The sequence below is a fragment of the Steroidobacter agaridevorans genome (genome assembly GCF_009932555.1).
Taxonomy (GTDB): Bacteria; Pseudomonadota; Gammaproteobacteria; order Steroidobacterales; family Steroidobacteraceae; genus Steroidobacter; species Steroidobacter agaridevorans.
Window position 1 is genome coordinate 425,318 of sequence record NZ_BLJO01000008.1, and the last position, 26,087, is coordinate 451,404.

The window sequence follows — 26,087 nt, forward strand, 5'->3', positions numbered from 1 at the left end:
ACGCGCGCCGAAAAATCGTCCTCGAAATCGTCCCTTCCGACGAAGCCGCTCCCGGACCGCGTCGTTAGATTCACCCTGTACAGAACTCATTCGCTGGGCCGTACAGGGGGAATCATGAGACGCCTAAGACTAGGGAGGGCGTGGGCCGTGCTTGCGGCTGCGCCCATATTGTTGATGGGTCAGGGAGCCAACGGGCAGAGCTTGCCGTTGCTCGATCAGGCATCGATTCGCTCGCCGCTGATGGCGGGGTGCAATGGCAAGCCGGACAATACGCCGCTGACGGTGGATCCACGCTCGCTGGTGACATCGGGCGTGAATACCAATCCGAACGCGGCGATTCACTTCAACGCGCCTTTCGTCGATCTACACAATCCACCGCCACCCTTCGTGAATCGTCTGCCGCCGCGGCCGAAGACGTGCGGAGAGTTTCGTGCGAGCGCCACTCGCGGCCGGATCAATCTCGAAGAGCGCCAGTTCTTCCTGCCGATGGCGCTGGCGACCAGCTATCACTTCATCTACCAGCAATGGGGTTATCTGATCCGTCCGTCGGATTTCGAAGAGCAGGTGGCGAAGCGCTATGGCTTGTATCCTGCGCCGTTCCGCAATCCCTACCCGCTGCCGGGCGAGGATCCCAACCAGACCAATGGCGGCAGCGGACAACTGCCGTTGGGCTTGATTCAAGGCAAGGACGACAGCGGCAAGTGGACGGGCCTGATCGGCGCGTCCTGCTCGGCATGTCACGACTCTCGCCTCGGCACCGTAAGCGAAGCGTCGTTCAAGTGGGGTCTGCCCAATAGCGCCAACGATGCCGGATTGCTGGCCTCGGATCTGTTCCGGACCACGCCGATCACGTCGCTGGGTAATTTGTTACCGATTCCCTGGAGTAACGGCCGCGGCAGCTCGGATGCAATCGGTCTGATCTCGCTGCTGCCCGCACTGTTCGACATGGAAACCCTGACGTTCGCGCCGAGCCCGCTCGAGTATGTCGCCGACAGTCCGCACGGAGGCATGACCAAGGCGCCGGCCTGGTGGGCGCGAGCGTTCAAGACGCGCCAGTTCTGGGATGGCTCGCTGTCCTCGGACAACGTGCACTCGGAGATGGCGTTCGGTGTCGCGAATCTGTTCCGCGACGCCACCATGCGCCGCAACCTCGAGGATGAGTTCGAGGACATCAACAACTTCCTGATCTCGCTGTCGCCGGCGACCTATCCAAAAACAATCAACACGGCACTGGCGGAGCAGGGCGCGGTGATCTATCACGAGCGCGATCTGTGGTCGGGTACCGTGAATGGGGCCATTCCCAAGCCACCCGGCAACGGATCCTGCGCGAGCTGTCATGGCGTCTATTCGCCGCGGCATGCAGCAGACCCCAACTATCTGCCCGATCCCCGTTTGAAGGGCGTGGCCGGCGTGGTGACCCCGATCGAAACGATCCGCACCGATCCGCAGCGCATGAAGCTGATGGCGGACGAGCGCAGCCGCCGCGCCTGGAACAGCAGCTGGTGGGCTTACAACAGTCTCAGCCCGGACTTCACTGGCTACCCATCGGATAGCATCATCGAGAGCGAGCTGCGTCGCGTGCCGCGCGCGATTTATAACAACGGTGGGCCGATCTATTCGCCGCTCGGACCCAATATCTGGGAAGAGCCGATCGGCTACATCGCGCCGCCGCTGTATGGCGCCTGGGCCACGGCTCCGTACTTCCATAACGGCAGCGTGCCCAATCTGTGGGGCGTGCTGAAACCGGCGGATCGTCCGAAGGTGTGGAAGCGGCCGTACACCGCGCCTGGCGTGTTCGGCAAGAACGCGGGATACGACTACAGCTTCGCGTCGTACGATTGGCAGAAGCTGGGTTGGAAGTACACGGCGGTGAATTGCAGCAACAACATCTTCACCTCGCCGTTCCTGCCTTGCACGGCCGGCATGGCGACCATCGATATCCTGTATTCGATGTGGGACAACGTCGCGGCTCAGTATCTGAACCTGGCGTATCAGGTTCCACCGCCGGTCACGGATCAGCAGATCAAGTCGCGCATGGTCTACAACAGCTATCTGTACGGCAACGGCAATGGCGGGCACGACTTTACGCAGTCGCTGACTGATTCGGAGCGTTGGGCTTTGATTGAGTATATGAAGACGCTGTAGGGTTGATTCTACGCTGCGTAAGTGATCCCTTCGGGGGCGCTTACGCGGTGTTTTCTTTTGAAGATGAAGACCCACCCACCCGCCCTGACTTTTTTTCTTGGCGCTGCGCGCCGGTCGCTTACGCGGCTCTATGTCCCACCCGCCCGCCCTATCTATATTTTTATGGCGCTTCGCGCCGGCTTGGCGCTGCGTGCCAGTTCCCTCGCGCCTGCTTGGCGTGGGCCGGACGGCCCGCGCGCAGCGCCCGAAGAAGAATGAGATACGGGCGGGTGGGTGGGTTCTTAAAGCGGTTTCGCGCAGCAGGAATGGGCCAGACGGCCCGCTCGCGGCGCCAACAGAAAGATAATTCGGGCGGTGGGTTCTTAAAGCGCTTCGCGCAGCAAGAAGGGGCGGACGGCCCGCGCGCGAAGCGCCAACAGAAAGAAATACGGGTGGGCGGGTGGGCTCTTCAAAAAGCCGTATGGCCCGCGCAGCGCCAACAAAAAGGCGCGCTCTTAAAACACATCACCACGCGCGATGGAACGAGCGAACTGCAACAGCCCTTCGCCGATCTCACCGAACCGCTCATACCGCGAATCGCGAGTCTCCCCTCTCCGCCACCGGACATGAAGTTGTTGGAAAATCACAGCAGTGCGCATCTGAGCGAGCACGCGATGGAAGCGGAACGTCGAGAGATCTCGCCCGAGCGCCGCTGCATACCGCTCCGCGACCTGCTGTCGGGTCGGAAAGCCGGCGCTGGCCGTCGGCATCTGCGCCATCTGGTGCATGGCCGCCGGATCGCCAGGCTCGGTCCAGTAACTCAGCAGCACCGCGAGATCGAACAATCCGTCGCCGCGAGTGCCTTGATCCCAATCGAGGACAGCGAGCGGCGCCAGGCTCGTCGGGTCGAGCAGCACGTTGTCGAGCTTGAAGTCGTTGTGGAGCAGCGTCGGGCTGGCATCGGGGACACAGTTCTCTCGCAGCCAGTGCGCGAGCTCGATGATCAATTGCAATGTCGTCGGCGTGCCCCAGCCATCGACCGCCACGCTTGCGCGTTTGATCCAGCCTTCGGTCGCACGCTGCAGAAAGCCGGAGGGCTTGCCTAACGTTTCCAGGCCAACGCTCGCAGGATCCACCCGATGCAGATCGATGAGGATATCCACGAGCGTGGTGCCGAGCGAGGCGCCCACTCTCGCATCACCCGCGAGTGGCGCGGGCAGCGAGTCTCGTAACGAGATGCCGGTTCGATACTCGACGATCTGAAACGGCGCACCGATGACGCGTGCCTCTTCGCACAGATGCAAGCCGCGCGGCGCGAGCGGAAACTTCTGCCACAGCCGCGAGAGAATTTGAAACTCACGCGCCATGTCGTATGCACCGGCCGGCAGCGGCCCTTTCGGCGGTCGACGTAGCACGGCCGGTTGACCGTCGAGCCTGATCAGATAGTTCAGGTTTGCGAAGCCCCCGGCGAACTGCTGAGGCGGGGTATCGAGATCCAGCTGCATGCCCAGTCCCGCCAGATACTCGGCGAGACGCGGCCAGTACTGCGGCACGGTTTCGATTTCGGCGCGCATGGTATCGGCTGCCGCGTTCAACATCGCGTTACTCTCCACGAAATGCCGGCGGCCGCCGCTCGGCGAAGGCGCGGACGCCTTCCTGCAGGTCTTGTGTTCGAGCGAGCAGGGATTGCGTATCCGCTTCCCAGGCAAGCATCGTGTCCAGTGACAAGGGCGATCGAGACAACATCGCCTTGGTCGTCGCAATCGCGCCGGGCGACGCGGCGGCCAGTTCGTTGGCCAGCTGCAATGCTGCGTCGAGTGTCTCGCCCGGCTTCACCAAGCGATCGATCAACTGCATCGACAGCGCTTCTTCGGCGCCGACTTGCCGGCACAACATCAGCAGCTCTCGCGTGCGACCGATGCCGATGCGCTGGGGTAGCGTCCACATCAATCCGTAATCGGACGTGAGGGCCACCTTGCCGAATGCCGCGCACAGCGTCGTCGATGGATCGCCGATGACGAAGTCACATGCCATCGCGAGCGAGAAGCCGGCGCCGAATGCGCTGCCAGAGACGGCCGCGACGACGGGCAATCGGCCGCCAATCAACGCGCGCACGGCGCGATGGCCGACGTGCATTGCCGAGCGCATGGCCAGCGGCGCCGAGTCCAGGGAGGAGATATCCCCGCCCGAACAGAAGTGCTTGCCGCCGTACAAGACCAGCGCACGCACCGATGAGTCGTCTTGCAGCGACGTCAATGTTTGCGAGAGCGCACGGTAGAGCGCGGCGCCCAGGGCATTGCGCTTCTCCGGCACGTTCAATGTCACGATGGCGACATCGCCGCGATGCTCGACGAGTACCGGTTCACTCATGTCACAGTCCAGTAGAGAAGGTGGTCCGCGCCGCGCGTCACTTGGCCCACGCGGCCGATGGGAGTCGTCGATAGGCTGGTCAACGCTTGCAGCGACGAGCTATCGCTTGCAGCGACGCGCGCCATCAGGCGATGACCGTCGTTGGTGCGAGCGATCACCGTGCCAAAGTCCGGGTCGCTGCCGCGCCCGTAAACGACGGTGAATGTTTCCAGTGCCGCAGGTCCAGTGAAGTCATCGATCAGTTCCGGCACCGGCCGCCGCTGCCGATCGGCGCGTGCCTGCACGTCGTCGTCGATCGCTGCGAGGTCGTGCTCTGGCGGCGAGGAACTCAGCAGCAGCGCGTGATGTTTGGTCACGAATTCGCCCTGACCGTAAAGCAGAGCGAGGCCGTCATGCTGATTTCGCAGCTGGCGCACCAGGCCCTCGGCCGCATGCGTCATGTAGTTGTTGAGCGGCGCGCCGAAGAAGCTCAGCCCGCCAATTGCAGTCAGGCGCGCCTTGGTCGGCAGCGCGAGCGCGCGTCGAGCCATCTTGGGCACGATGGGGAAGCAACTGTACAACTCGACGGCATCGAATAAGAGCGCCCCGTTTCGAGAGCCCGAGCCCGCGATATCAATCTGGCCCAGAGTCTGCCGGGCGAGAGAGCCCTCTGTATCGAGCCGGCTTGGGATCTCCCTGGCGAATGATCTCGCGGTCTCCGAGCGAAGCCGGGTCGCGGCGTCGCGCATTGCTTCCAGCACGGCTTCTTGCGCGTACGAGCGCTGATACTGGTCGCGAAGCAAATAATCTCTTGGCTCGATCGCGCGCGCGCCGGCCTGAATGAACACGCAACGTTCTTCGGCAATGCCGAGCTCGCGAGCTTTGGCGAGCGAAGTCAGCACCACCGCAGCGCCTTGGTTCACGAACGGATTCGCGACCATGTGCTTGGTGTAAGGCCAGGCGACCGGACGATTGTCTTGCGACGGTGTCGCGAGCTGATCGGCGGAGTACGACTGCTTCAACCACGCACTCGGCGTCTCAGCGGCGACTAGCGAAAAATTCGACCACAGCTCCGCCGACTCGCGCATCGCTTCAACCGGCGTCTGTCCCCACGCCGCCGTCGCCGCGTTTTCGTAGAAGGGATAGACATGGACCGGCTGCGTCATGCCATGACTGATCGCAATGGGATGACACAAGTCCTTGCCTCGCAGTAGTCCCGCGTTCGAGCCACGGGGCGACCAGGGCAACTGAACCGATTGTTTGCTTGCGGCGGCGACGGAGTGTTGCGACTCGGCGCCGACGACGGCCGCGACGGTACTGTCGCCGGACGCGATGCGCAGTGCTGCCTCGTGAATGAATCGAACCGGCGATTCGCCGCCGGCGACACCGTACACACAACGCTTCGGCGTATGACCGAGTCGGGCGGTGAGGACGTCACAGGGCGCGGCATACGGCCAGGAGTGCTCAGCCACGATGTCCAGCGAATCCAGCGCCGCGAGCAACGAGGGCGCAGCCGAACCGGCGGCATCGTGGAAAGCGCCCAGCAGCGCGTCGACCATCAACGCCGCAGGCTCGCGAGCTTGCGCCAGGTCTGCTGGCCGGTCGATGACGTCGGCGACGCCGACGATGACGGGAATTCGGTGCGGTGGAACGATTGCCATGCTCGAGCCTTACTGTGCGACTCATCCTGCCCGCGGGCCCAGCGCCGAAAATCGTCAGAACCGACGAGGCGTGCTCCTCCCCCGGCCCCTAGCTTGATCGCACCGAAACGATACGAACCGGGGGATCCTCTGCGCACGCGCATCACCGACATGCTGGGCATCGCGTATCCCATCGTCCAGGGCGGGATGATGTGGGTCGGCACGGCGCAGCTGGCCGCCGCCGTTTCCAATGGCGGCGGCTTCGGCATCATCACGGCGCTGACCCAGCCGACGCCGGAAGCGTTGTGGGATGAGATCGGCAAGTGTCGGACGCTCACCGATCGGCCGTTCGGCGTGAATCTCACCATGCTGCCGTCGATCAATCCGCCGCCGTACGATTGTTATCTCGACACCATCGTGCGCGCCAAGGTCGCCGCGATCGAAACAGCCGGCAAGGTGCCGCCCGAGTTCATCGCCATCGCCAAGGCCGCCGGGCTCAAGGTCATTCACAAGTGCGTGTCGTTGCGACATGCATTGTCGGCGCAGAAGCACGGCGCCGATGCGATCTCGATCGACGGTTTCGAGTGCGCCGGCCATCCCGGTGACGATGACGTGGGCGGCATGGTGCTCATTCCGGCCGCTGCACGCCGGTTGTCCGTGCCGATCATTGCATCCGGCGGAATCGGTGACGGCCGCGGCATGGCGGCTGCGCTCGCGTTAGGGGCTGACGGCGTCAACATGGGCACTCGATTCTGCGCGACGCGTGAAGCGCCGATCCACGACAACATCAAACAGGCGCTGGTCTCAGCGAGCGAGCGCGACACCCGCCTGATCTTTCGCACCATGCACAACACCGCGCGCGTGCTCAGAAACGCGATCTCCGAAGAAGTGGTCGCGGCCGAAGCGAAGGGTTGTCAGTTCGAAGACATCCGCCATCTGGTGGCGGGCCAGCGCGGGCGTGAAGCGCTGGTCGCCGGCGATCCGAATGGCGGCGTGATCGCGGCCGGCCAGGTGGTGGGCTTGATCGATGACGTTCCTACCTGCGCCGAGCTCATCGAGCGCATGGTGAACGAATGCCGCGAGCGGCTGCGGCACGTCACGGCTAGTTTTAATTGATAGCGCGCGAGCGCGAGGAGAGGCGGATTCCAATGTTTCAGGGCGAGTCGATTCGCGTCAGCGCGCTCCAGGACGGCCTTGTCGAGCTGTGTTTCGATCGTAAGGAAGATGCGATCAACAAGTTCGACAAGCGCACCGTCAGCGAACTCCAGCAGGCAATCGCGGCGGCCGCGGCTCATGAGGGGCTGCGCGGCGTATTGATCACGAGTGCGAAGCAGTCATTCATCGTCGGCGCCGATATCGGCGGCTTCGGTGCATTGTTCAGCAAGCCACAGCAGGAAGTCATGTCGAGCAACATGGCTTCCAATCGCGTGTTTCATGCGCTGGAAGGACTGCCAGTGCCAGTTGTCGTTGCGATTAACGGTTTCGCGCTCGGTGGCGGACTTGAAGCTGCGCTCGCGGCGGACTATCGCGTGATGGCCGTGGATGGCCAGGTGGGCTTGCCGGAGGTGAAGCTCGGCTTGTTTCCTGGCTTCGGCGGCACTGTTCGTTTGCCGCGCGTCGCGGGAATCGAGGTGGCGCTTCGCTGGATTCTCGGTGGTGAGCCATCGAAGGCGCCAGCGGCTGAGAAAGCAGGCGTTGTCGATTTCGTCGCAGCACCGGAAGCGCTGCGCGAAACGGCGCTGGAAGTTCTGGGCCGCGCCGCTCGCGGTGAACTCGACTGGCGTGCTCGCCGATCGGCGAAGCTGGGGCCGGTTCGAACCGAGGGTGTCGATACAAATGCAGTCTTCGAAGAAGCCGAACGCACGCTCGTCGCGCGCATGCCGAAGCATCAGCCGGCCGCGATGTCGGCGTTGCAGCTGCTGCAGGAGGCAATGCCATTAGACAGAGACGGTGCGCTGGCGCTCGAGGCCGCCGCATTCGCGAAGATCGCGAAGACTCAAGCGGCCGGATCGCTCGTGCAGATCTTCCTGAGCGAACAGCTCGTGAAGAAAGCGGCCAAGCGCCATGCGAGCAGCGGCCGGAAAGTCCAGCGTGCCGCCGTGGTCGGCGCGGGCATCATGGGCGGCGGCATTGCGTTCACCAGCGCGAGCCGCGGCGTTCCGGTGGTGATGAAGGACATCGCACAGGGGCAGCTCGATCTGGGCATCGGCGAAGCGCGCAAGCTGCTCAGCAAACAAGTGACAGCGGGACGACTTACTCAAGAGAAGGCGGACGGCGTGCTCGCGTCCATCGTCCCGCAGCTGACGTATCAAGACTTCAACACGGCCGATGTGATCGTCGAAGCCGTCGTCGAGAATCTGCAGATCAAGCACAGGGTGCTGCGAGAGTTGGAGGACGCCGGCCGACCGGATGCGGTGATTGCGTCCAACACGTCCAGCCTGCGTATCGACGATCTCGCCGCGCCGCTTGCGCGTCCGGAAAATTTCGTCGGCATGCATTTCTTCAATCCGGTGCCGATGATGCCGCTGGTCGAAGTCATTCGCGGCGCGAAGACCAGCGACGCCGCAGTCGGCACAGTGGTGAGCTACGCGCTTTCGATGGGGAAAACGCCCATCGTCGTGCGTGACGGCCCGGGCTTTCTGGTCAATCGCATCCTCACGCCGTACATGCAGGCGTTCGGACGTTTGCTCGCGGATGGCGCGGACTATGAACAGATCGATGTCGCCATGGAGGCATTCGGCTGGCCGATGGGCCCCGCGTATCTCAACGATGTGGTCGGCATGGATACCGGCGTGCATGTGGCGGAGATCATTTGTGCCGGTTTCCCCGAGCGGTTGCGCCGGACCTGGAAGGATCCCTTGCAACTCATGGTCGCGCACGGCCGGCTCGGTCAGAAAAATGGCCTCGGGTTTTATCGTTACGAAGTCAGCGCCAAGGGCAAGCCGGTGAAGCATCCGGACCCGGTGGCCCGCGTGCTATTGCAGGACGTGCAAACCGACGGCCCGCGCTCGTTCAGCGACGCGGAAATCGTCGAGCGCATGATGTTGCCGCTGATTATCGAGTCGGCCTTGTGCCTGGAGGAGGGGGTCGTGGCCAGCGCCGCCGAACTGGATATGGCGTTACTGCTTGGCGTGGGTTTACCTTCGTACCTGGGAGGAGCGCTCAAGTACGCCGACTGGCTCGGCCTGGAACGGGTGATCGAGCTGTCGGAGCGTTACGCTGCCCTCGGGCCGCAATATCAAGCCACGCCCGCGATGCGCTCCATGGCGCGTGAACGACGGAAGTATTACTGAGGCAATCATGCTCGCTCGCACCATCTTTACTGCCGATCACGATGAGTTCCGCAAGAATGTCCGGCGCTTCCTGGAAGAAGAATGCGTGCCGCACCACGCGCGCTGGGAGGAGCAGCAACATGTCGACCGGGATATCTGGCGGCGTGCAGGCGAGCTGGGATTCCTATGCCTCACCGTTCCCGAGGAATATGGCGGCATGGGCGGCGACCGCCTGTACAGCACCGTGCTCATGGAGGAGCAGAGCTATGCCGGTGTGACGGGGCCCGGCTTCGCCGTGCACTCGGACATCGTCGCGAACTACATCCTGAATTTCGGCACCGAAGAACAGAAGCACGCCTGGCTGCCCAAGATGGCGAGCGGCGAGGCGGTCGGCGCCGTTGCGATGACCGAGCCCGGCACCGGTTCGGACTTGCAGGCGGTGAAGACTCGCGCCGAGCGCGATGGCGACGATTACATCATCAACGGCAACAAGATCTTCATCACCAACGGCTATCTCGCCGACATCGTCGTGGTGGTGGCCAAGACCGGCAACTCGGGCTCGGGCTCCAAGGACATTTCCCTGATCCTGGTCGAGAATGGCCGGCCCGGCTTCACCAAGGCATCGCCCTTGAAGAAGGTGGGCATGAAGGCGCAGGACACGTGCGAGCTGTTCTTCGAGAATGTGCGCGTGCCACGCTCCAATCTGCTCGGCGGCGTGGAAGGGCAGGGCTTTCCGCAGCTGATGAAAGAGCTGGGATGGGAGCGGCTGATCATCGCCATTCTCTCGATCTCGGCCGCCGAGGCCGCGCTCAAATGGACGATCGATTACACCCGCACCCGCAAGGTGTTCGGTAAGTCGGTCGCCGAATATCAGAACACGCGCTTCAAGCTGGCGGAGCTGAAAGCGAAGATCGCCGTCACGCAAGCGTTCGTCGATCGCTGTCTGGAACTGGTGCTGCAGAATCAGCTGAGTCCCGAGGCCGCGGCGACCGCGAAGCTCACGGCCTCCGAGCTCGTGTGTCACGTCGTCGATGAGTGCCTGCAGTTGCATGGCGGCTACGGCTACATGCTGGAGTATCCAATCGCACGCGCCTTTATCGACAACCGCGCGAGCCGCATCTACGGCGGCACCAACGAGATCATGAAGGAACTGATCGCGAGGACGCTGTGATGTTGGAGCGTCTGGAACATTGGGCCCGCACCACGCCCGACCGCACCTACATGACGCAGCCGCTGCCGGACGGCGCTGTCGTCGAATACAGCTGGGCGCGCGTTTGGGACGAAGCCCGGCGCATGGCGGCGCATCTGCATTCGCTCGGATTGCCCGCCGGCAGCAGCATTGCGATCTATGGCAAGAACTGCGCGCACTGGATCATGGCGGACCTGGCGATCTGGATGTCTGGCCATGTGAGTGTGCCGCTGTATCCGAGCGCGAGCTCACAAACCGCGGACTACGTGCTGCGTCATTGCGACGCTCGCCTGATCTTCATCGGGCGAGTGGATGGCATGACGGATAGTTGGAACGACGTACAGCGCGTGCTGCCGGCCACGCTGCCGAAGATCGGCCTGCCGCTGTCTCCCGCGAGCGTCAGCCCGCGATGGGGCGATCTCATTGCCGCCCGCGAGCCGCTGGCCAAGGCAGTCGAGCGCGATGAGAACGCGCTGGCCACCATCATCTATACGTCCGGAACGACGGGCCACCCCAAGGGCGTGATGCACAGCTTCCATTCCTTGATCGCGCCGTGCCTGACCACGAAATCGTTGTGGGGCACGAGCACCGAGGATCGAATGCTGTCGTATCTGCCGCTCGCTCACATCGCCGAGCGCGTGGCGCTGGAAGTGCCGTCGCTGGTGTTCGGCTTCCAGGCGTTCTTCAATCTCGGCTTGGAAACATTCGCGCAGGATCTGAAGCGGGCGCGTCCGACCCGGTTCTTCTCGGTGCCGCGGTTGTGGACCAAGTTTTATCAAGCCGTGAACCAGCAGGTGCCGCCGGAGAAGCAGAAGCTGTTGTTTTCCGATCCGGTGCAAGGCCCGATCGTCAAAAAGAACATCCTGGCGGGTCTTGGCCTCGATGCCGCGACGCTGGGATTCACGGGCGCCGCGCCGCTGCCGGCGCAAATCCTCTCGTGGTACCGCGAGCTGGGGCTGGATCTGATCGAGGTCTATGGCATGACCGAGAATGCCGCGACTTCTCATGCGAGCCCTCGCGAGGATGTGCGTCCTGGCTATGTCGGCGTGCCTCTGCCGGGTGTCGAGTGTCGGCTCGGCGAGGACGGCGAAGTGCTGGTGAAAAGTCCCGGGCAGATGCTCGGTTACTACCGGGCCAGCGAAGATTCACAGCAATGTTTTACGTCCGACGGCTTCTTTCGCACTGGCGACCGCGGCGAACTGGATGAAGCGGGCCGGCTTCGTATCACGGGCCGCGTCAAGGAGCTGTTCAAGACGAGCAAGGGCAAGTACGTCGCGCCGGTGCCGATCGAGAATCGGTTGGGCGCGCATCCGTTCGTCGAAGCGATCTGCGTTACCGGTCACGGCGAGCCGCAGCCCTTCGCGTTGCTCATGGTGGCGGCGGACAAGTATCGCCAGGCGCAAGCGGACGCGGCTACTCACACGCAGCTCGATCGCGAGCTCGCGACATTGCTGGAGCAGGTCAATGGATCGCTCGAAGATCACGAACAGGTGGAGTACCTGGTGGTGGTCAAAGAGCCGTGGACCATCGAGAGCGGCTTGCTCACGCCGACGATGAAGATTCGTCGCAGTCAGATCGAGGACCGCTATCTCGCACGGGCCGCGCAGTGGCGCGACCTGGCGCAGCCGGTGATCTGGGAATCCTGAGCTCGACGACCGACCACGACGGCATGTCACATCCACTCGCTGCATTGTTCTCGCCGCGCTCCATTGCATTCGTGGGCGCGACCGAGCGCTCCGTCTGGACGCGCGCCGCATTCGCGAATCTGCGCACGCTCGGTTACGACGGAAAGATCTTCCTGGTCAATCGCAAGGGCGGCGAGGTGCTGGGACATCCGGCCGTGAGCACGATTCGTGAGATCGGCGAGCCGGTGGATGTCGCGCTGCTCATGGTGCCCTCGGAAACGCTGCTCGATACGTTGCCAGAGCTCAGTGCCGCGGGCATTCGCAATGCCATCATTCTGAGCGCCGGGTTTGCCGAGTCCGGCGCCGCCGGTCGTGAGCTGCAGGAACGACTGATGGCTCTCGCTCGTGAGCATGGCATCTCGTTGCTGGGGCCGAACTGTCTCGGGTTCGTGAACTACACGAACAAGGCGCCGGTGTGGACAGTGAGCCTGCGGTCGCAACGAGCTCGCGACGCAAAGATCGCCATCGTCTCTCAAAGCGGCGCGCTGGCCGCGCAGATGTCCTATTTCGCGCAGTGGCAGGGCATCGGGCTCACTTATATGGTGTCCACCGGCAACGAAGCGGGCGTCGGTGTCGCGCAGGTCATCGATTATCTGGTCGATGATCCGGCCACTCGTTCGATCGCGCTATTCCTGGAATCGGTGCGTGACGCTCCTGCCTTCGCGCGCGCTTGCTTGCGGGCGTCGCAAGCCGGCAAGCCCATCGTGGTGCTCAAGGTCGGCAGCAGCGAAGTCACCGTTCGCTCGGCGCAGGCACACACGGGATCGTTGGTCGGCGACGATCGTGTGTTCGATGCGGTCTGTCGTCGCTTCGGGCTGGTGCGAGTGACATCGCTCGAAGATTTGATTCTCACCGCCGAGGTTCTGGCACGTTGGGGCAAGTTGCCCGAAGGCGGATTGGGATTGATCTCCTTGTCGGGCGGTTTGTGCGAGATCGCTGCGGATCGCGCGGCGGATGCAGGTGTGAGCCTGCCGTCCTTGTCGTCGGCAACGTCGGCGCGTCTCGCGGCCGCGCTGCCGAACTTTGGGACGCCCCACAATCCTTTGGATGTCACCGGCGGCGCGTTGCTCGATCCATCGTTGCTCGAAAAGTCCCTCGACGCCGTGGCCGCCGAGCCAGAGTTCGCTGCGGTCCTTGCTGTGTTGGATGTAGCGTCGGCGGCCGCTGATGACAGCAAGCTGTTGCGACAGCTGCTCGCGGGAGTGGCGGCGGCGCAGGCTCGTGCCGATCGTGCGACGTTGCTGATCAGTCACACCGTGCGGCCCTTCACAGAGTTGAGCGAAGAGATCATCGAAGCCACGGGCTGCAACTATCTTCCCTGTGGTTTGGAGCACGGTATCCGAGCGGTAGCGAGAGCCATCGAATGGTCGAAGCTCGCGCGTGAGGTACGGTCGTCGGCGAATAACAAGTGCGCGTTGCCGGGCCTCGACTCGCGTCCGGAGTCCGAGCGCCAGGTGCTTGAATATCTGCAGGCCCGTCGCGTTCCCGTCGTGCCGGCGAAGGTGGTCAACAGCGCGCAGGAGGCGGTCCACCATGCGAGTGCGCTTGGATCGCCTGTCGCGCTGAAGATCGTGTCTCCCGACATTCCCCACAAGACCGAAGTGGGCGGCGTGAAGCTCGATATCACCGGCGATGCCAACGTCGCGGCGGCGTACGAGCAAATCCTCGCGAGTGCGCGACGAGCGGTGCCTGATGCACGCATCGAAGGCGTCTCTGTCGGGCCGATGCGGGAGGCCGGCGTTGAATTGTTCGTCGGCACGATGCGCGATCCGCAATGGGGACCGGTGATCACCGTGGGTCTCGGCGGCGTTTGGGTCGAAGCACTGCGCGATACGAGCTTGCGCTTGTTGCCGATCTCGCAAGCGGATGCGCTTGCGATGTTAGATGAGCTGCGAGGCAAAGCGCTGTTGGATGGCTTCCGCGGGACCCCGGCGGTCGACCGTCGCGCCGCGGCTGCCGTCATCGCTGCGGTTGGCGATGCGGCCCTGGCACTGGGGCCGCAGTTGGTGTCTTTGGAGATCAATCCGCTGCGCGCAAGCGGCGAGCGGATCGAGGCGCTGGATGGCTGGGCGGAATGGAGCGCGCCGAGCGCGTAACGCTCGGCGCAACTCACGAGAGTTTAGAGTCTTTCGACGATCGTCACATTCGCCATGCCGCCGCCTTCGCACATGGTCTGCAGTCCGTAACGCTTGCCACGACGATGGAGCGCATGCACGAGCGTCGTCATAAGCTTTGTTCCCGAGCCGCCCAGCGGATGACCGAGCGCGATGGCGCCGCCATGCACGTTGAGGCGCTGCGGATCCGCGCCGGTGACTTTCAAGAACGCCAGCGGCACCGGCGCGAACGCCTCGTTGACCTCGAACAGATCGATGTCGTCGATGCTCATGCCGGCCCTCCGGATCGCGTTCTGAGTCGCGGGCAAGGGCGCTTCCAGCATGATGACGGGATCATGGCCCATCACGCTCATGTGATGGATGCGAGCGATCGGCGTCGCGCCCAGCTTCTTCAAGCCGCGCTCGCTGACGATCATGACGCCGGCGGCGCCGTCGCAGACCTGGCTCGCCGTTGCGGCGGTGACGCGCCCATCCTCGGCCAGCAGCTTCACGGCACGAATGCCCTCGATGCTGGCGTCGAAGCGAATGCCTTCGTCGATGGTGTGCAGATCGTCGGTCGCGGCAGGCGTCACGATCTCACCGCTCGGCATGGTGACCGGAGCGCGACGGATCTGCACCGGCACGATCTCGTTGTCGAACGCCTTGGCCTGGGTCGCCGCGATCGCGAGCTGGTGGCTCTTCAGCGCGTACTCATCCAGCTGATCCTTCGACAGGTCGTATTTGCGCGCCATCATCTCCGCGCCCAGGAACTGGCTGAACTCGACGTTCGGATAGCGAGCCTGCATGCCCGGGCTGACATAAAACCCGAAGCCATGCTTCTGGGGCAGCGAGACCGACAGGCCCATCGGCACGCGCGACATGCTCTCGACGCCGGCAGCGATCACCACGTCCATCGATCCGGATTGGACGGCCTGGGCGGCAAAATGAATCGCCTGTTGCGACGAGCCGCACTGACGATCCACCGAAGTGCCCGGCACGCTTTCGGGCAAGCACGACGACAACACGGCGTTGCGCGCCACGTTGAAGCCTTGCTCGCCGACCTGGCTGACGCAGCCCATGATCACGTCGTCGACGGCGTCGCTCGGCGCCTTGGCGCGAGCCACGAGGGCGTCGATCACCTGGGCGGCGAGGTCGGCGGGATGCCAGCCGGACAGGCGGCCTCCCTTGCGTCCGCCTGCGGTGCGAACGGCAGCAACAATGTAAGCTTCGGGCATGATCGATTCCTCGGGACGGTACGTTGGAGGGAGCGATCCCGTATTCTAGGCAGCGGCCGGCTCAACACTTCGTCGGATCTGACGATTGCAGCCGCGGCCAAACCCGCTGAACTGGGCGGCGAGCGAATCAAACATAGTCGATTCATGAGGGGGTTGGGCGCCGGGCGCTGAGCCGGCGGCCGCGGGTCGATAGATGTACGTGGGATTGCCAAAAAATCGTTCTGACTTCGTCTCGGGCGTGCGCAATCATTTGCTGCTGGCGAAGACCACGCCGCCGACGCTGCCTGCTTCGCAGATTCTGCGCAAGGAATTGCAGGAACGCTTGTGCCGTGCCGGCGGCGAGAGCGTGGTGTTGATTCAAGCCCCGGCGGGCTTCGGCAAGACCACGTTGATGCTGCAAGTCATGGACGGCTTGCGCGCCCAGGGCGTCACCACCACCTGGCTGACCGTCGATGCGGCCGACAACGATGTCGGGCGCTTTCTCGCCTTCCTCGACGCGTCGTTCGATAAGTTGCTGAGCGGCATCGCGCCCGGCACCGAGCCTGAGAACGATGTTGCCGCTGGTGTGATCGCGCTCGATTTGATGGAGCGCATTGCCTGCACGCCGGCCCCGTTCGTGCTTTTCGTCGATGATGCCGAGTCGTTACAGAACGCAGCGTCGCTCGCGGTGTTGCGACAGGTGATCGAGAACCTGCCCGAAGGCTGCCGTGTCGTGATCGGCTCGCGAACGATGTTGGACATCGGCGCTCCCCGGCTGCTCGCTCGCGGTCAATTGCTGGTGATCGACCCGATGCAGCTTCGATTCTCGGTCGCCGAGACTGGCGACTATCTGCGCGACAAGCGTGGATTGAATGTGCCCGGCGCCGATATCGCACGGCTGCAAGGCGCGACTGAAGGCTGGCCGGTTGCGTTGTGGCTGGCATCGCTCGCGCTCGAACGCAGTGAGCGCTCTGTCGAGTTGGTGTCGCACTTCTCCGGCTCGAACGCGTTGGTCGCGGACTATCTCGCCGAGGAGGTTCTCGCTCAGCAAAGCCAGAGCGTGCGTGAATTTCTCGTGCGCACCAGTGTGCTTCATCATTTCAACGCGCCGCTCTGCGACGCCGTGCGCGGTCAACGCGACAGTCGAGAAATTCTCGAATCGTTGCAACGCTCGAATCTGTTCGTGCAACGGATCAGCGAGGACGGCGAGTGGTTCCGCTATCACAGTCTGTTCGCAGGCTTCCTGCGCACTCAGCTGGAAAGGCAGTATCCGCAAGACATCCCCGATCTGCATCGTGCCGCGTCTCGTTGGTACGACGCGCAGAATCGCCCGGTGCCGGCCGTCGAGCATGCGCTGGCGTCGGCCGATTTCGACTATGCGTTGCCGATGTTGGAACGCATCGCCGAGCAGTTGTTGGAAGGCGGGCGCATCCGGCTGCTGGCGCGCCTGCTGGACCTGGTGCCGCCACAGGAGCTGGCGAACTGGCCGCATTTGCGATTGATGCACGCCTGGTCGTTGTCCTTCACGAAGGGCGGTCAGGAAGCCATGCAGATGCTGAAGCGCATCGAAGAGCAAGGGCCGCTGCCTCCGCATCTGGAAGTGCATGCGCTCGCCTTGCGACCGATGTTGCTCACGATGCTCGATCGTTTCGACGAGGCGTACGACGCCGCTCAAGGCGCGCTCGACCGGGTCACGGCGGAGCAGGTATTTCCCTTCAGCATCCTGCGCACGTCGCTCGCGAATCTGCACATGATCATGGGCAAGTACACGAACGCGCGCGAGCTGCTCGATCGCAGCCGAGGTCAGCAGGATGCGCCGGCCGGTCCGTTCATGACCATCTTCGCGCAGTGTGTGGAAGGCGCGATCGACCTGCTGCACGGCCGGCTCAGGCAGGCGACCGCGCGCTTCAAACATTCCTCCGCCGTCGGCTCGCGCAAGTTCCTCATCGATACGAACGGCAACGCCATGGCCGGCATCCTGCTCGCCGAAGTGCTTTACGAGCAGGACGAGCTGGCGGAGGCGGAGCGCTTGCTGAGCGTGTATGTGCCGCTGATGCAGGAACTGGGGATGACGGATCATCTCATCTGCGGCCATCGCAGCCTGGCACGCATTGCTCATCACGCCGGCGATCACGATCGCGCGCTGCTGGCGGTCACCGAGATGGAATGTTTCGGTCATCGCATGAGTCTGGCGCGCCTGGTTGCGAACGCGCAGCTGGAGCGGGCGCGACTGGCGTTGTGGCGCAATGATGTGAAGAGCGCGCGTGAAGCATTGCAAAGGGCTCGTGCGGCGGTGGATTGGACGCCAGTGATGTCCCGCGCGCTGTTTGGCAACGACATGGACACGTTGCTGGAAGGCCAGCTGCGCCTGATGATTCACAGCGGCGCGGCAGACGAAGCGGTCAATCAACTCAAACAGGAACTGGAGCGCGCCGAGAACGCCAAGCGCCATCGCCGCGCCCTGAAGCTTCGCATCCTGCTGGCGCTCGCGCTGGACAAGGCGGGTAACGCGAAGGCGTCGCTGCGCATGGCTCGCGACGCGCTCCGATTGGGTGCACGCGAACGGTTCGTGAGGATTTTCCTCGACGAGGGCGAGCCGATGCAGCGGCTGTTGCAGCGGTTGTCGCTGGCCCAGCAGAACGAGCTCGACGAAACCGCGAACCTGGCCGAGTACCTGAAACGGCTCGCTGGCCTGCGCACCGAAAAGGTCGAAGCGCCGGCCCCGACGCCCGGGGCCACCGAGGCATTGACCCGCAAGGAGCTGGAAATTCTGCGGCTGCTGGCCGAGGGGTTGTCGAATCTGGCGATTGCCGGCCGCCTGTTCGTGTCGGAGACCACGGTGCGCACCCATTTGCGCAATATCAACGCCAAGTTCGGCGTACATAACCGCACCCAGGCCATCGCCGTGGCCCGCAAGCTGAACCTCATCGCCTGACACCCAGATCGTCAGTTCCGACGAGTCGGGCCGACCCGCCCCAGGCGCACTCTTCGCCCTGATCAATAAGAGGCGGGGGACAATCGATGACTATCGAGTTGGGGTACAAGCGGGTGGGCGGATCACTGGCGGTCATGCTGGCAATGGCGGGAACCGCGGTTGCGCAGGAATCGAGCGTCGCGAACACGAACCAGAGCGCCAGTGCGCACACCGAAGAGGTCATCGTCACCGCTCAGCGACGCGCGCAAAACCTGCAAGAAGTGCCGGTCGCCGTGACCGCAGTGACGGCGGAAACGCTCGAGGCCGCGCGAGTCGAGAACATCGGCGACGTGCAACAGATCTCGCCGAGCATTTCATTCGATAGCAGCAACAGCGCGGCGAACAGCGCCAACATCCGTATTCGAGGCATCGGCACGGTCGGCAACAGCCGGGCCTTCGAAGGCGCCGTCGGCGTGTTCGTCGATGGCGTGTACCGCACGCGCGCCGGTCAAGCCCTGCAGAACTGGCTCGACATCGACGGCCTGCAAGTCCTGCGTGGCCCGCAAGGCACGCTGTTCGGCAAGAACACGTCCGCCGGCGCCTTGCTCATCAACAGCACCCGACCGACACTGGGCGATTTCAATTCTGACTTCGAGCTGACTTACGGCAACTACGACACGATGCTCGCGCGTGGCGCCGTGAATATTCCGATGGGGGACCGGGCGGCGGCGCGCATCGCGGCGTTGTGGTCGGAGGCCGATGGCTTCATCGAGAACCCGAACACTGGCGACTCCTATAACGAACGCAAGCCGCGCGCGGCCAAGGCGCAGTTGTTGGTCGAGCCGACCGATGCGCTGACCTTGCGGCTGATCGCCGACTACTCCGAGGAGAAGAGCAACTGCTGTTACGGTCAGGTCGACGATGTGGATGGACCGTTTCAGCCCTTCATCAACCTTCTCACCCGGGCGCGCGGACTGAATCCGCCGTCGGCGGACTTCGATGACTACGAGCAGGTGCTGAGCAACGACACGCGTCAGGAAGTCACAGATAAAGGCGTGGTATTGCAGGCCGACTGGGAGCTGGGCGAGGGCAACTCGCTGCACTCGGTGACCGCGTACCGCAGCTGGAAGATTCAGCAGGACGGCATGGACGCCGATTTCACCGGCGCCAACGTCCTCACCATCAACGAAAGCTTCCGCACCGACTTCTTCTCGCAGGAGCTCACTTACAACGGCACGCTGGCTTCGGCCGACTACGTGTTCGGCGCGTACTTCGCCGATGAAGACATCGATGCCACGCATCAGCTGTTGTGGGGCAATCAGGCGCAGGTGTTCTTCGATGCGCTGTTCGGTGCGCAGGCCGGGTTGCCGCCGGGCACGTCCGCCGCGCCGGAAGGTTTGTGGAGCGACGCCATTCTGCCGGCGAGCAGCCGCTCGTACGCGGCGTTTACACATTGGAGCATCGGGCTCAGCGATCCGCTGAAGCTGATCGTCGGCGCGCGCTATTCGCGTGAAGATAAGACGGGCGCGTTCAAGCGATTCTACTTCACGCCGGCGCCGAACGCTGCGTTCCGCTTGTTGAACGTGCAGCCGGGTCCGGAGTACAGCGCGAAGCAAGAGGACGATGCGGTCACCGGCACGCTGGGTCTGCAGTATCAATTCACCTCCGACGTGATGGGCTATGTGAGTTACAGCCGCGGCTTCAAAGCAGGCGGCGTGAACATCGACAATACGGCCGCAGGCACGCGACTGAACAATCCCGCCGAAGTTGTTGGCGCCGTGCCGCTCGATCCGCGCTACAAGCCGGAGTACGTCGACGGTTACGAACTGGGTCTCAAGACCGAATACGCCGACGGTCGGGCACGCAGCAACTTCGCCGCGTTCTACGATGAGATGAAGGATCTGCAGGTGGCGCAGTTCCTGGGCACGCAGTTCACGATCGTGAATGCGCCGGAGGCCACTGTGTATGGCCTCGAAGCGGAGAACAGCTTCTCGCTCACCGACACGCTGACGCTGGGTCTCGATGCCACGTGGCTCGCGGAGGCGGAGTTCGGCGAATCGGCGTCGATTCTCAATCTCTCGGGCCGTGATTTTGCGCAGGCGCCGGATCTCGCGGCGAACGCCTCACTGAGTCTCGATCAGCCGTTGAGCAACAGCCTGTCGCTGACCGGTCGCGTGGCGGCGACCTACACGGGCGATCAGTTCACCAACACGTCCAACGATCTGACGCGCGACGCGCAGACCGAGCTGAACCTGAGCCTGGGCCTGAAAGCCTCGGACAACTCGTGGTCGGTGACGGCGTGGTGTCAGAACTGCACCGACCAGCGCTATGTGATTCAGCATTTCAATTCGCCGCTGCAAGGAGCGGACGCGAACGGCTATGTGTCCGCGCCGCTCACGTACGGCCTGACACTGCGGATGTCGTTCTAGGCGGACGTGCGCTGTCGAGAGCCGAATGCGAGCTGCCACCGCCGCTGTCGTCCGTCGCCCGGGTGCGTTCGAACTCGAACCGATCGAGATCGACGCACCTCGGGAGCACGAGGTGCTGGTGCGCATCGTCGGCTGCGGACTGTGTCATACCGACTTGAGTGCTCGCGACCAGGACTTGCCGTTCAAATTACCTGCGATTCTGGGCCACGAAGGCTCGGGCATCGTCGAGCAGGTGGGCGCGGGCGTCACGCGCTTGCGGCCCGGCGATGCCGTCGTACTTTCCTATGCATACTGTGGCGATTGTGAGTATTGCCAGGACGATCGAATGGCTTACTGCACGCGCAACGCTCGTCTCAATTTCGGCGGCGTGCGTGTGGATGGCAGTGCGCTCGCGAGAGATCGGCAAGGGCAGCCGCTGTCGGCGCGGTTCATCGGGCAGAGTGCGTTCGCCACGCATGCTTTGGTGCTGGAGTCGAACGCGGTCCGCGTGCCGACCGATGTGCCATTGGAATTGATGGGACCGCTTGGATGTAGCATGCAGACGGGCGCCGGCGCGGTCATCAATGCGCTTAAACCGAGTCGAGGCGAGAGCATCGCGATCTTTGGCGCGGGCAGCGTTGGCTTGTCGGCCATCATGGCGGCGCGCATCGCCGGATGCGCAACGATCATCGCCATCGATAAGAACGCGGGAAGGTTGGGAATCGCTGCGGAGTTGGGCGCGACGCTCACGATCAACACGCAGGTCGAAGATGCCCTCGCGGCGATTCGTGCTGCCACGAAAGGTCGCGGCGTTCACTACAGCGTCGAGTGCACCGGCGTGCCGGCGGTGCTGAGGCAGGCCGTCGATAGTTTGCGCGCTTGCGGGGTGTGCGCGTCGCTCGGTGTCGCCGGCCATCAAGCCGAAGTTCAGCTTCACATGAATGGATTTCTGTTCGGCAAGACGCTGCGCGGTGTCACCGAGGGTGACAGCGTCCCGCAGCGATTCATTCCGCAACTGATCGATTGGTGGCGGGACGGAACGTTTCCGTTCGATCGCCTGGTGTCCTACTTCAGTCTGGCGCAGCTCAACGAAGCGGCCGCGGCGTGCGCCAGTGGTCTTGCGATCAAGGCCATCGTGCAGCCGCCTCACACGGGTTAATCGGAGTCTTCGAATGCATCTATCGGGTCATGCAGCCATTGTCACGGGCGGCGCTTCCGGCCTCGGCGCCGCCACGGCGGCCGCCTTGTTGAAGGCGGGAGCGAAAGTAACGTTGCTCGACTTGAACGAGACGACGCTGGCGGCGCAAGCGAAGACGCTCGGCTGTCACGCCGAGGTTTGTAACGTCGCCGATGAGGCGAGCACGGCCCGCGCGATCGAATCCGCCGAACAGCGCAACGGCGTGGCGCGCGTCATCGTCAACTGCGCCGGCATTGGCAGGCCCGGGAAGGCAGTTGGGCGCGACGGGCCGCTGTCGCTTGCTGAGTTCTCGCGCATCGTCAATGTGAATCTCGTCGGCACGTTCAACATCATTCGCCTGGCGGCTGCGCGGCTGCAGAATGCGGCTGCGCTCGAGGGTGGTGAGCGAGGTGTGATTGTGAACACTGCATCGATCGCGGCGTTCGACGGACAGATCGGTCAGCCGGCGTATTCGGCATCGAAAGCGGGTGTCGTGGGCATGACGCTGCCATTGGCTCGTGAGTTCGCGCGCGTCGGCATACGGGTCGTGACCATTGCGCCGGGCGTGTTTGAAACGCCGATGCTCGGTGGCGAGCTCAATGAGCAACAACAGACTGCGTTGACCTCGTCCATTCCGTTTCCAAACCGCCTGGGCCGGCCGCCCGAGTTCGCACAGCTCGTGATCTCGATCGCCGAGAATCCATTCCTCAACGGCGAGACCATTCGTCTCGACGGCGCACAACGCATGCCACCGAAGTAAGGGACTACTCATGTACGACTTCCGCAAGTTCTATATCGACGGCGCCTGGGTATCGCCGGTCAGCCCCCGCGATCTCGAAGTCGTCAGTCCGGCGACGGAACGGCCGGTCGGGGCGATCAGTCTCGGATCGGCCGTGGATGTAGATAAGGCAGTGAAAGCAGCGCGAGCGGCTTTCGCGTCGTTTTCACAGACATCTCGCGAAGAGCGCATTACCTTGCTTCAGCGAATCATCGAGGTGATGCAGAAACATTTGCCGCGCCTGGGCGAGGTGATCTCCGATGAAATGGGCGCGCCGCTGGGGCTGGCGGTGCAGGTGCAGGCCGGCGCGGGCATCGGCCACTTCATGGCGGCGTTGACTGCCCTGCAGACGTTTGAATTCGAAGAGCAGATGAACGGCACGCTGGTCCGGCGCGAGCCCATCGGCGTTTGCGGATTGATCACGCCCTGGAACTGGCCGATCAATCAGATCGCCTGCAAAGTGGCGCCCGCGCTCGCGGCCGGTTGCACTGTGGTTTTGAAACCGAGCGAGATCGCACCGCTGTGCGCGCATGTGTTCGCCGAGATCCTCGAGGAGGCATGCGTGCCGAAGGGCGTGTTCAATCTCGTGGATGGCGACGGCCCGACAGTGGGCGAAGCCTTGGCGCGGCATCCCGACGTGGACATGATCTCCTTCACCGGCTCGACGCGCGCCGGCGTTCAGGTGGCGAAGATGGCTGCGGACACCGTGAAGCGCGTGTCACAAGAGCTTGGCGGCAAATCGGCGAACATCATTCTGGATGACGCCGACCTGACCGCGGCGATCAAGGGCGGCGTGATGCCGATGCTCATCAATAGCGGTCAATCGTGTAACGCGCCGTCGCGCATGCTCGTGCCGGCGAAGCTTTACGATGAAGCCGTGCGCATCGCGAAGAGCGTCGCGGAGCGCTGCGTCGTCGGCGATCCGAAGGCATCGGGTACGACCATGGGGCCCGTGGCGAGCAAAGCGCAGTTCGACAAGATCCAGGGCTTGATTCAAAGAGGCGTCGATGAGGGTGCGAGACTCGTCACCGGCGGACTCGGACGCCCGGACGAGCTGACTCGCGGCTATTTTGTGCGGCCGACGATCTTCGCCGATGTGACGAACTCGATGACCATCGCGCGCGAAGAGATCTTTGGCCCGGTGCTCGTGATGATTCCTTATCAGGACGAGCAAGAGGCGGTGCGCATCGCCAATGACACGGTCTATGGGCTGGCAGGCTATGTGCACTCCGGAAGCCTCGAGCGAGCCCGGAATGTGGCCAAGCAACTGCGGGCGGGGATGATTCATATCAACGGTGCGGCGCTCGACATGAATGCGCCCTTCGGCGGCTACAAACAATCCGGCAATGGCCGCGAATGGGGTCGAGAGGGCCTCAAGGAATTCCTCGAGACCAAAGCCGTGCTCGGTCACTTCGCGGAGCAGTGATGCAAACCTACAAGGCGCCACTTCGCGACGTGCGCTTCTGTGTGCACGAGGTGCTCGACTTCGTTTCACACTATCGCGCTCTGGAGTCGGAGCTTGGGGCGGAAGAAGTCGACGCAGTGGTCCAGGCCGTTGCGACCTTCGCGGAAGATGTCCTCGTGCCGCTGAATCAAGGCGGCGACGAGGAGGGTGCGCATTTCGAGGCTGGACAAGTTCGTTCGCCACAAGGCTTTGCCGATGCGTATGAGGAGTATGTAGAGGCGGGCTGGCCTAGGCTCGGCAATCCAGCGGAGTATGGCGGCGAAGCGGCGCCCTATTCGCTCAAGCTCTGTGTCTCCGAGTTCATGCAGGCCGCGAATCATGCGTGGTGCATGTATGCGCTGTTGAACGACGGCGCGATCAAGACGTTGCTCGGATTCGCGGGTGCCGAGTTGCTCGAGCGCTTCGTGCCGCGGCTGATCAGCGGCGAATGGATGGGCACGATGTGCCTCACCGAGCCGCACTGTGGCTCGGATCTGAGCCAGGTGCGTTGCCGGGCCGAGCCGCGAGCAGACGGCAGCTACTCGATCTCGGGCACCAAGATATTCATCAGCTCGGGTGAGCAGGACTTCTCCGAGAACATCGTGCACCTCGTGCTGGCGCGCTTGCCAGGCGCGGCTTCCGGCACGCGAGGCATTTCGCTGTTTGCAGTACCCAAGCGTGTGCCGGATGCGTCCGGTGCGTTGGGTGCGGTCAACTCGGTTCGTTGCCTGTCCATCGAGGACAAGATGGGCTTGAAGGCCAGCGCCACGTGCGTCATGGCCTTCGAAGGCGCGCAGGGCTGGCTGGTGGGCGAGCCCGGGCGCGGCTTGAATGCGATGTTTGTATTCATCAACAAGTCCCGGTTGGGTACGGCACAGCAGGCGCAAGCACATGCCGAAGGCGCGTTTCAAACGTCGCTCGCGTATGCACAGCAGCGCCTCGCCGGGCGAGCATTGGATGCTGCCGAGGATGTTCGGCCGGCGGCGTTGATCGTTCATCCCGACATTCGTCGAATGCTGCTGACGCAGAAGGCGATTGCCGAAGGAGGGCGCGCCTTCGTGCTCTATTGCGCGAAGTGGGTCGACCTTGCCGACAGCCCCAATGCTCACGTGCGTGCTCGTGCGGAGCGACGGCTTGCGTTGTTGACGCCGATTGCGAAGGGCGCTTTGTCCGAGTGGGCGACCGAGGCCACGGATCTCGGCATTCAGATTCTGGGCGGCCATGGCTATATGAAAGAATGGGGCCTCGAGCAGCGCGTGCGCGACGTGCGCATCACTCGGATCTACGAAGGCACGACTGGGATTCAGGGCATGGACTTGCTCGGTCGGAAGCTGCTCGGTCCGTTGCGCGAGGAGTTCGATGGGTTCACTGACGAGATCCTTGCGCTTGCCGCGCGAGCTGAACGGCAGCGATCGCTGCGGGGACTGTCGGCGGGGCTCGTCGGCGGTGTGAACTTGTGGCGAGAGATCACGGACGTCGTTGCTGAGCAGAACCGCTCGGATTCTGCGAGTGTGGGGGCAGCGGCCGTGGATTATCTGATGCTTGCCGGCTATGTGTGCGTGGGTTACGTGCTTGCCCTGTCGGCACTGGTGGCTCAGGAGCGGCTCGACGCTGGCGATGCGGAGTCGGCGTTCTATCGAGCGAAGATCCAAACAACGCAGTTCTATTTCGACAAGATGCTGCCGAGGATTCACACGCACGCGCAGAGCATCCGGAATGGCAGCGCGTCGCTGATGAGCATGGATGAGGCGAGCTTTGGACTCGGTGTTTGATGTGAGCTCGGTCGCATGATCCTCATGC

General features: G+C 63.4%; 16 protein-coding genes. 12 read left to right on the forward strand and 4 right to left on the reverse strand.

Features of this window, described 5'->3' with window-relative positions; translation table 11 throughout:
* The first annotated feature begins 114 nt into the window (after positions 1–114).
* Positions 115–2,145 carry a rubber dioxygenase RoxA gene (gene roxA, locus GYH35_RS27645; protein ID WP_202624771.1) on the forward strand — a complete coding sequence of 677 codons (2,031 nt, stop codon included), beginning with the start codon at positions 115–117 and terminating at the stop codon, positions 2,143–2,145.
* Positions 2,146–2,639: 494 nt separating this feature from the next.
* Here the strand turns inward: roxA and GYH35_RS27650 are convergent, their stop codons facing one another.
* The 3 genes from GYH35_RS27650 to GYH35_RS27660 are packed head-to-tail and all read right to left on the reverse strand — an operon-like array spanning position 2,640 to position 6,134.
* Positions 2,640–3,722: a phosphotransferase family protein gene (locus tag GYH35_RS27650; RefSeq protein WP_161813447.1), complete on the reverse strand. Its 1,083-nt coding sequence runs from the start codon at positions 3,720–3,722 to the stop codon at positions 2,640–2,642.
* Positions 3,723–3,726: 4 nt separating this feature from the next.
* Positions 3,727–4,494 (reverse strand): enoyl-CoA hydratase/isomerase family protein, encoded by a 768-nt coding sequence (locus tag GYH35_RS27655; RefSeq protein ID WP_161830089.1) that lies wholly within the window; start codon positions 4,492–4,494, stop codon positions 3,727–3,729.
* Positions 4,491–6,134, reverse strand: coding sequence for an acetyl-CoA acetyltransferase (locus tag GYH35_RS27660; RefSeq protein ID WP_161830090.1), 1,644 nt, complete (start codon positions 6,132–6,134; stop codon positions 4,491–4,493). The genes GYH35_RS27655 and GYH35_RS27660 overlap by 4 nt, the downstream gene beginning before the upstream one ends.
* A gap of 129 nt (positions 6,135–6,263) precedes the next feature.
* Here GYH35_RS27660 and GYH35_RS27665 point away from each other — a divergent pair, with 129 nt between their 5' ends.
* From GYH35_RS27665 to GYH35_RS27685, 5 genes are read left to right on the forward strand one after another with little or no spacing between them, the layout of a single operon-like run.
* Positions 6,264–7,229: an NAD(P)H-dependent flavin oxidoreductase gene (locus GYH35_RS27665; protein ID WP_161830142.1), complete on the forward strand. Its 966-nt coding sequence runs from the start codon at positions 6,264–6,266 to the stop codon at positions 7,227–7,229.
* Between the two features lie 32 nt (positions 7,230–7,261).
* Positions 7,262–9,406, forward strand: coding sequence for a fatty acid oxidation complex subunit alpha FadB (gene fadB / locus GYH35_RS27670; protein ID WP_161830091.1), 2,145 nt, complete (start codon positions 7,262–7,264; stop codon positions 9,404–9,406).
* Positions 9,407–9,413: 7 nt separating this feature from the next.
* Positions 9,414–10,556 (forward strand): acyl-CoA dehydrogenase family protein, encoded by a 1,143-nt coding sequence (locus GYH35_RS27675; protein WP_161830092.1) that lies wholly within the window; start codon positions 9,414–9,416, stop codon positions 10,554–10,556.
* Positions 10,556–12,220 carry an AMP-binding protein gene (locus tag GYH35_RS27680; protein WP_161830093.1) on the forward strand — a complete coding sequence of 555 codons (1,665 nt, stop codon included), beginning with the start codon at positions 10,556–10,558 and terminating at the stop codon, positions 12,218–12,220. The genes GYH35_RS27675 and GYH35_RS27680 overlap by 1 nt, the downstream gene beginning before the upstream one ends.
* Before the next feature lie 23 nt (positions 12,221–12,243).
* On the forward strand, positions 12,244–14,355 hold the full coding sequence (locus GYH35_RS27685) for an acetate--CoA ligase family protein (RefSeq protein WP_161830094.1): 2,112 nt from the start codon (positions 12,244–12,246) through the stop codon (positions 14,353–14,355).
* A gap of 23 nt (positions 14,356–14,378) precedes the next feature.
* Here GYH35_RS27685 and GYH35_RS27690 read toward each other — a convergent pair whose 3' ends face one another.
* A complete protein-coding gene (locus tag GYH35_RS27690; RefSeq protein WP_161830095.1) occupies positions 14,379–15,587 on the reverse strand; it encodes an acetyl-CoA C-acetyltransferase in 1,209 nt (402 codons plus the stop codon).
* A gap of 199 nt (positions 15,588–15,786) precedes the next feature.
* On the opposite strand from GYH35_RS27690, the gene GYH35_RS27695 reads away from it, so the two are divergent.
* From GYH35_RS27695 to GYH35_RS27720, 6 genes are all read left to right on the forward strand, one after another.
* A complete protein-coding gene (locus GYH35_RS27695) occupies positions 15,787–18,501 on the forward strand; it encodes a LuxR C-terminal-related transcriptional regulator (protein ID WP_161830096.1) in 2,715 nt (904 codons plus the stop codon).
* 86 nt (positions 18,502–18,587) lie between these two features.
* Complete coding sequence (locus GYH35_RS27700) at positions 18,588–20,909, forward strand: TonB-dependent receptor (protein ID WP_202624773.1); 2,322 nt, start codon at positions 18,588–18,590, stop codon at positions 20,907–20,909.
* A gap of 25 nt (positions 20,910–20,934) precedes the next feature.
* Positions 20,935–22,047 carry an NAD(P)-dependent alcohol dehydrogenase gene (locus GYH35_RS27705; protein ID WP_161830097.1) on the forward strand — a complete coding sequence of 371 codons (1,113 nt, stop codon included), beginning with the start codon at positions 20,935–20,937 and terminating at the stop codon, positions 22,045–22,047.
* Between the two features lie 13 nt (positions 22,048–22,060).
* Entirely contained in the window at positions 22,061–22,825 is a 765-nt protein-coding gene (locus GYH35_RS27710; RefSeq protein WP_161813455.1) for an SDR family NAD(P)-dependent oxidoreductase, read from the forward strand.
* 10 nt (positions 22,826–22,835) lie between these two features.
* Positions 22,836–24,269 carry an aldehyde dehydrogenase family protein gene (locus GYH35_RS27715; RefSeq protein ID WP_161830098.1) on the forward strand — a complete coding sequence of 478 codons (1,434 nt, stop codon included), beginning with the start codon at positions 22,836–22,838 and terminating at the stop codon, positions 24,267–24,269.
* The gene (locus GYH35_RS27720) at positions 24,269–26,059 is read left to right on the forward strand and encodes an acyl-CoA dehydrogenase C-terminal domain-containing protein (RefSeq protein WP_161830099.1); all 1,791 of its coding nucleotides are present in this window, start codon (positions 24,269–24,271) and stop codon (positions 26,057–26,059) included. The genes GYH35_RS27715 and GYH35_RS27720 overlap by 1 nt, the downstream gene beginning before the upstream one ends.
* Positions 26,060–26,087: the final 28 nt, after the last annotated feature.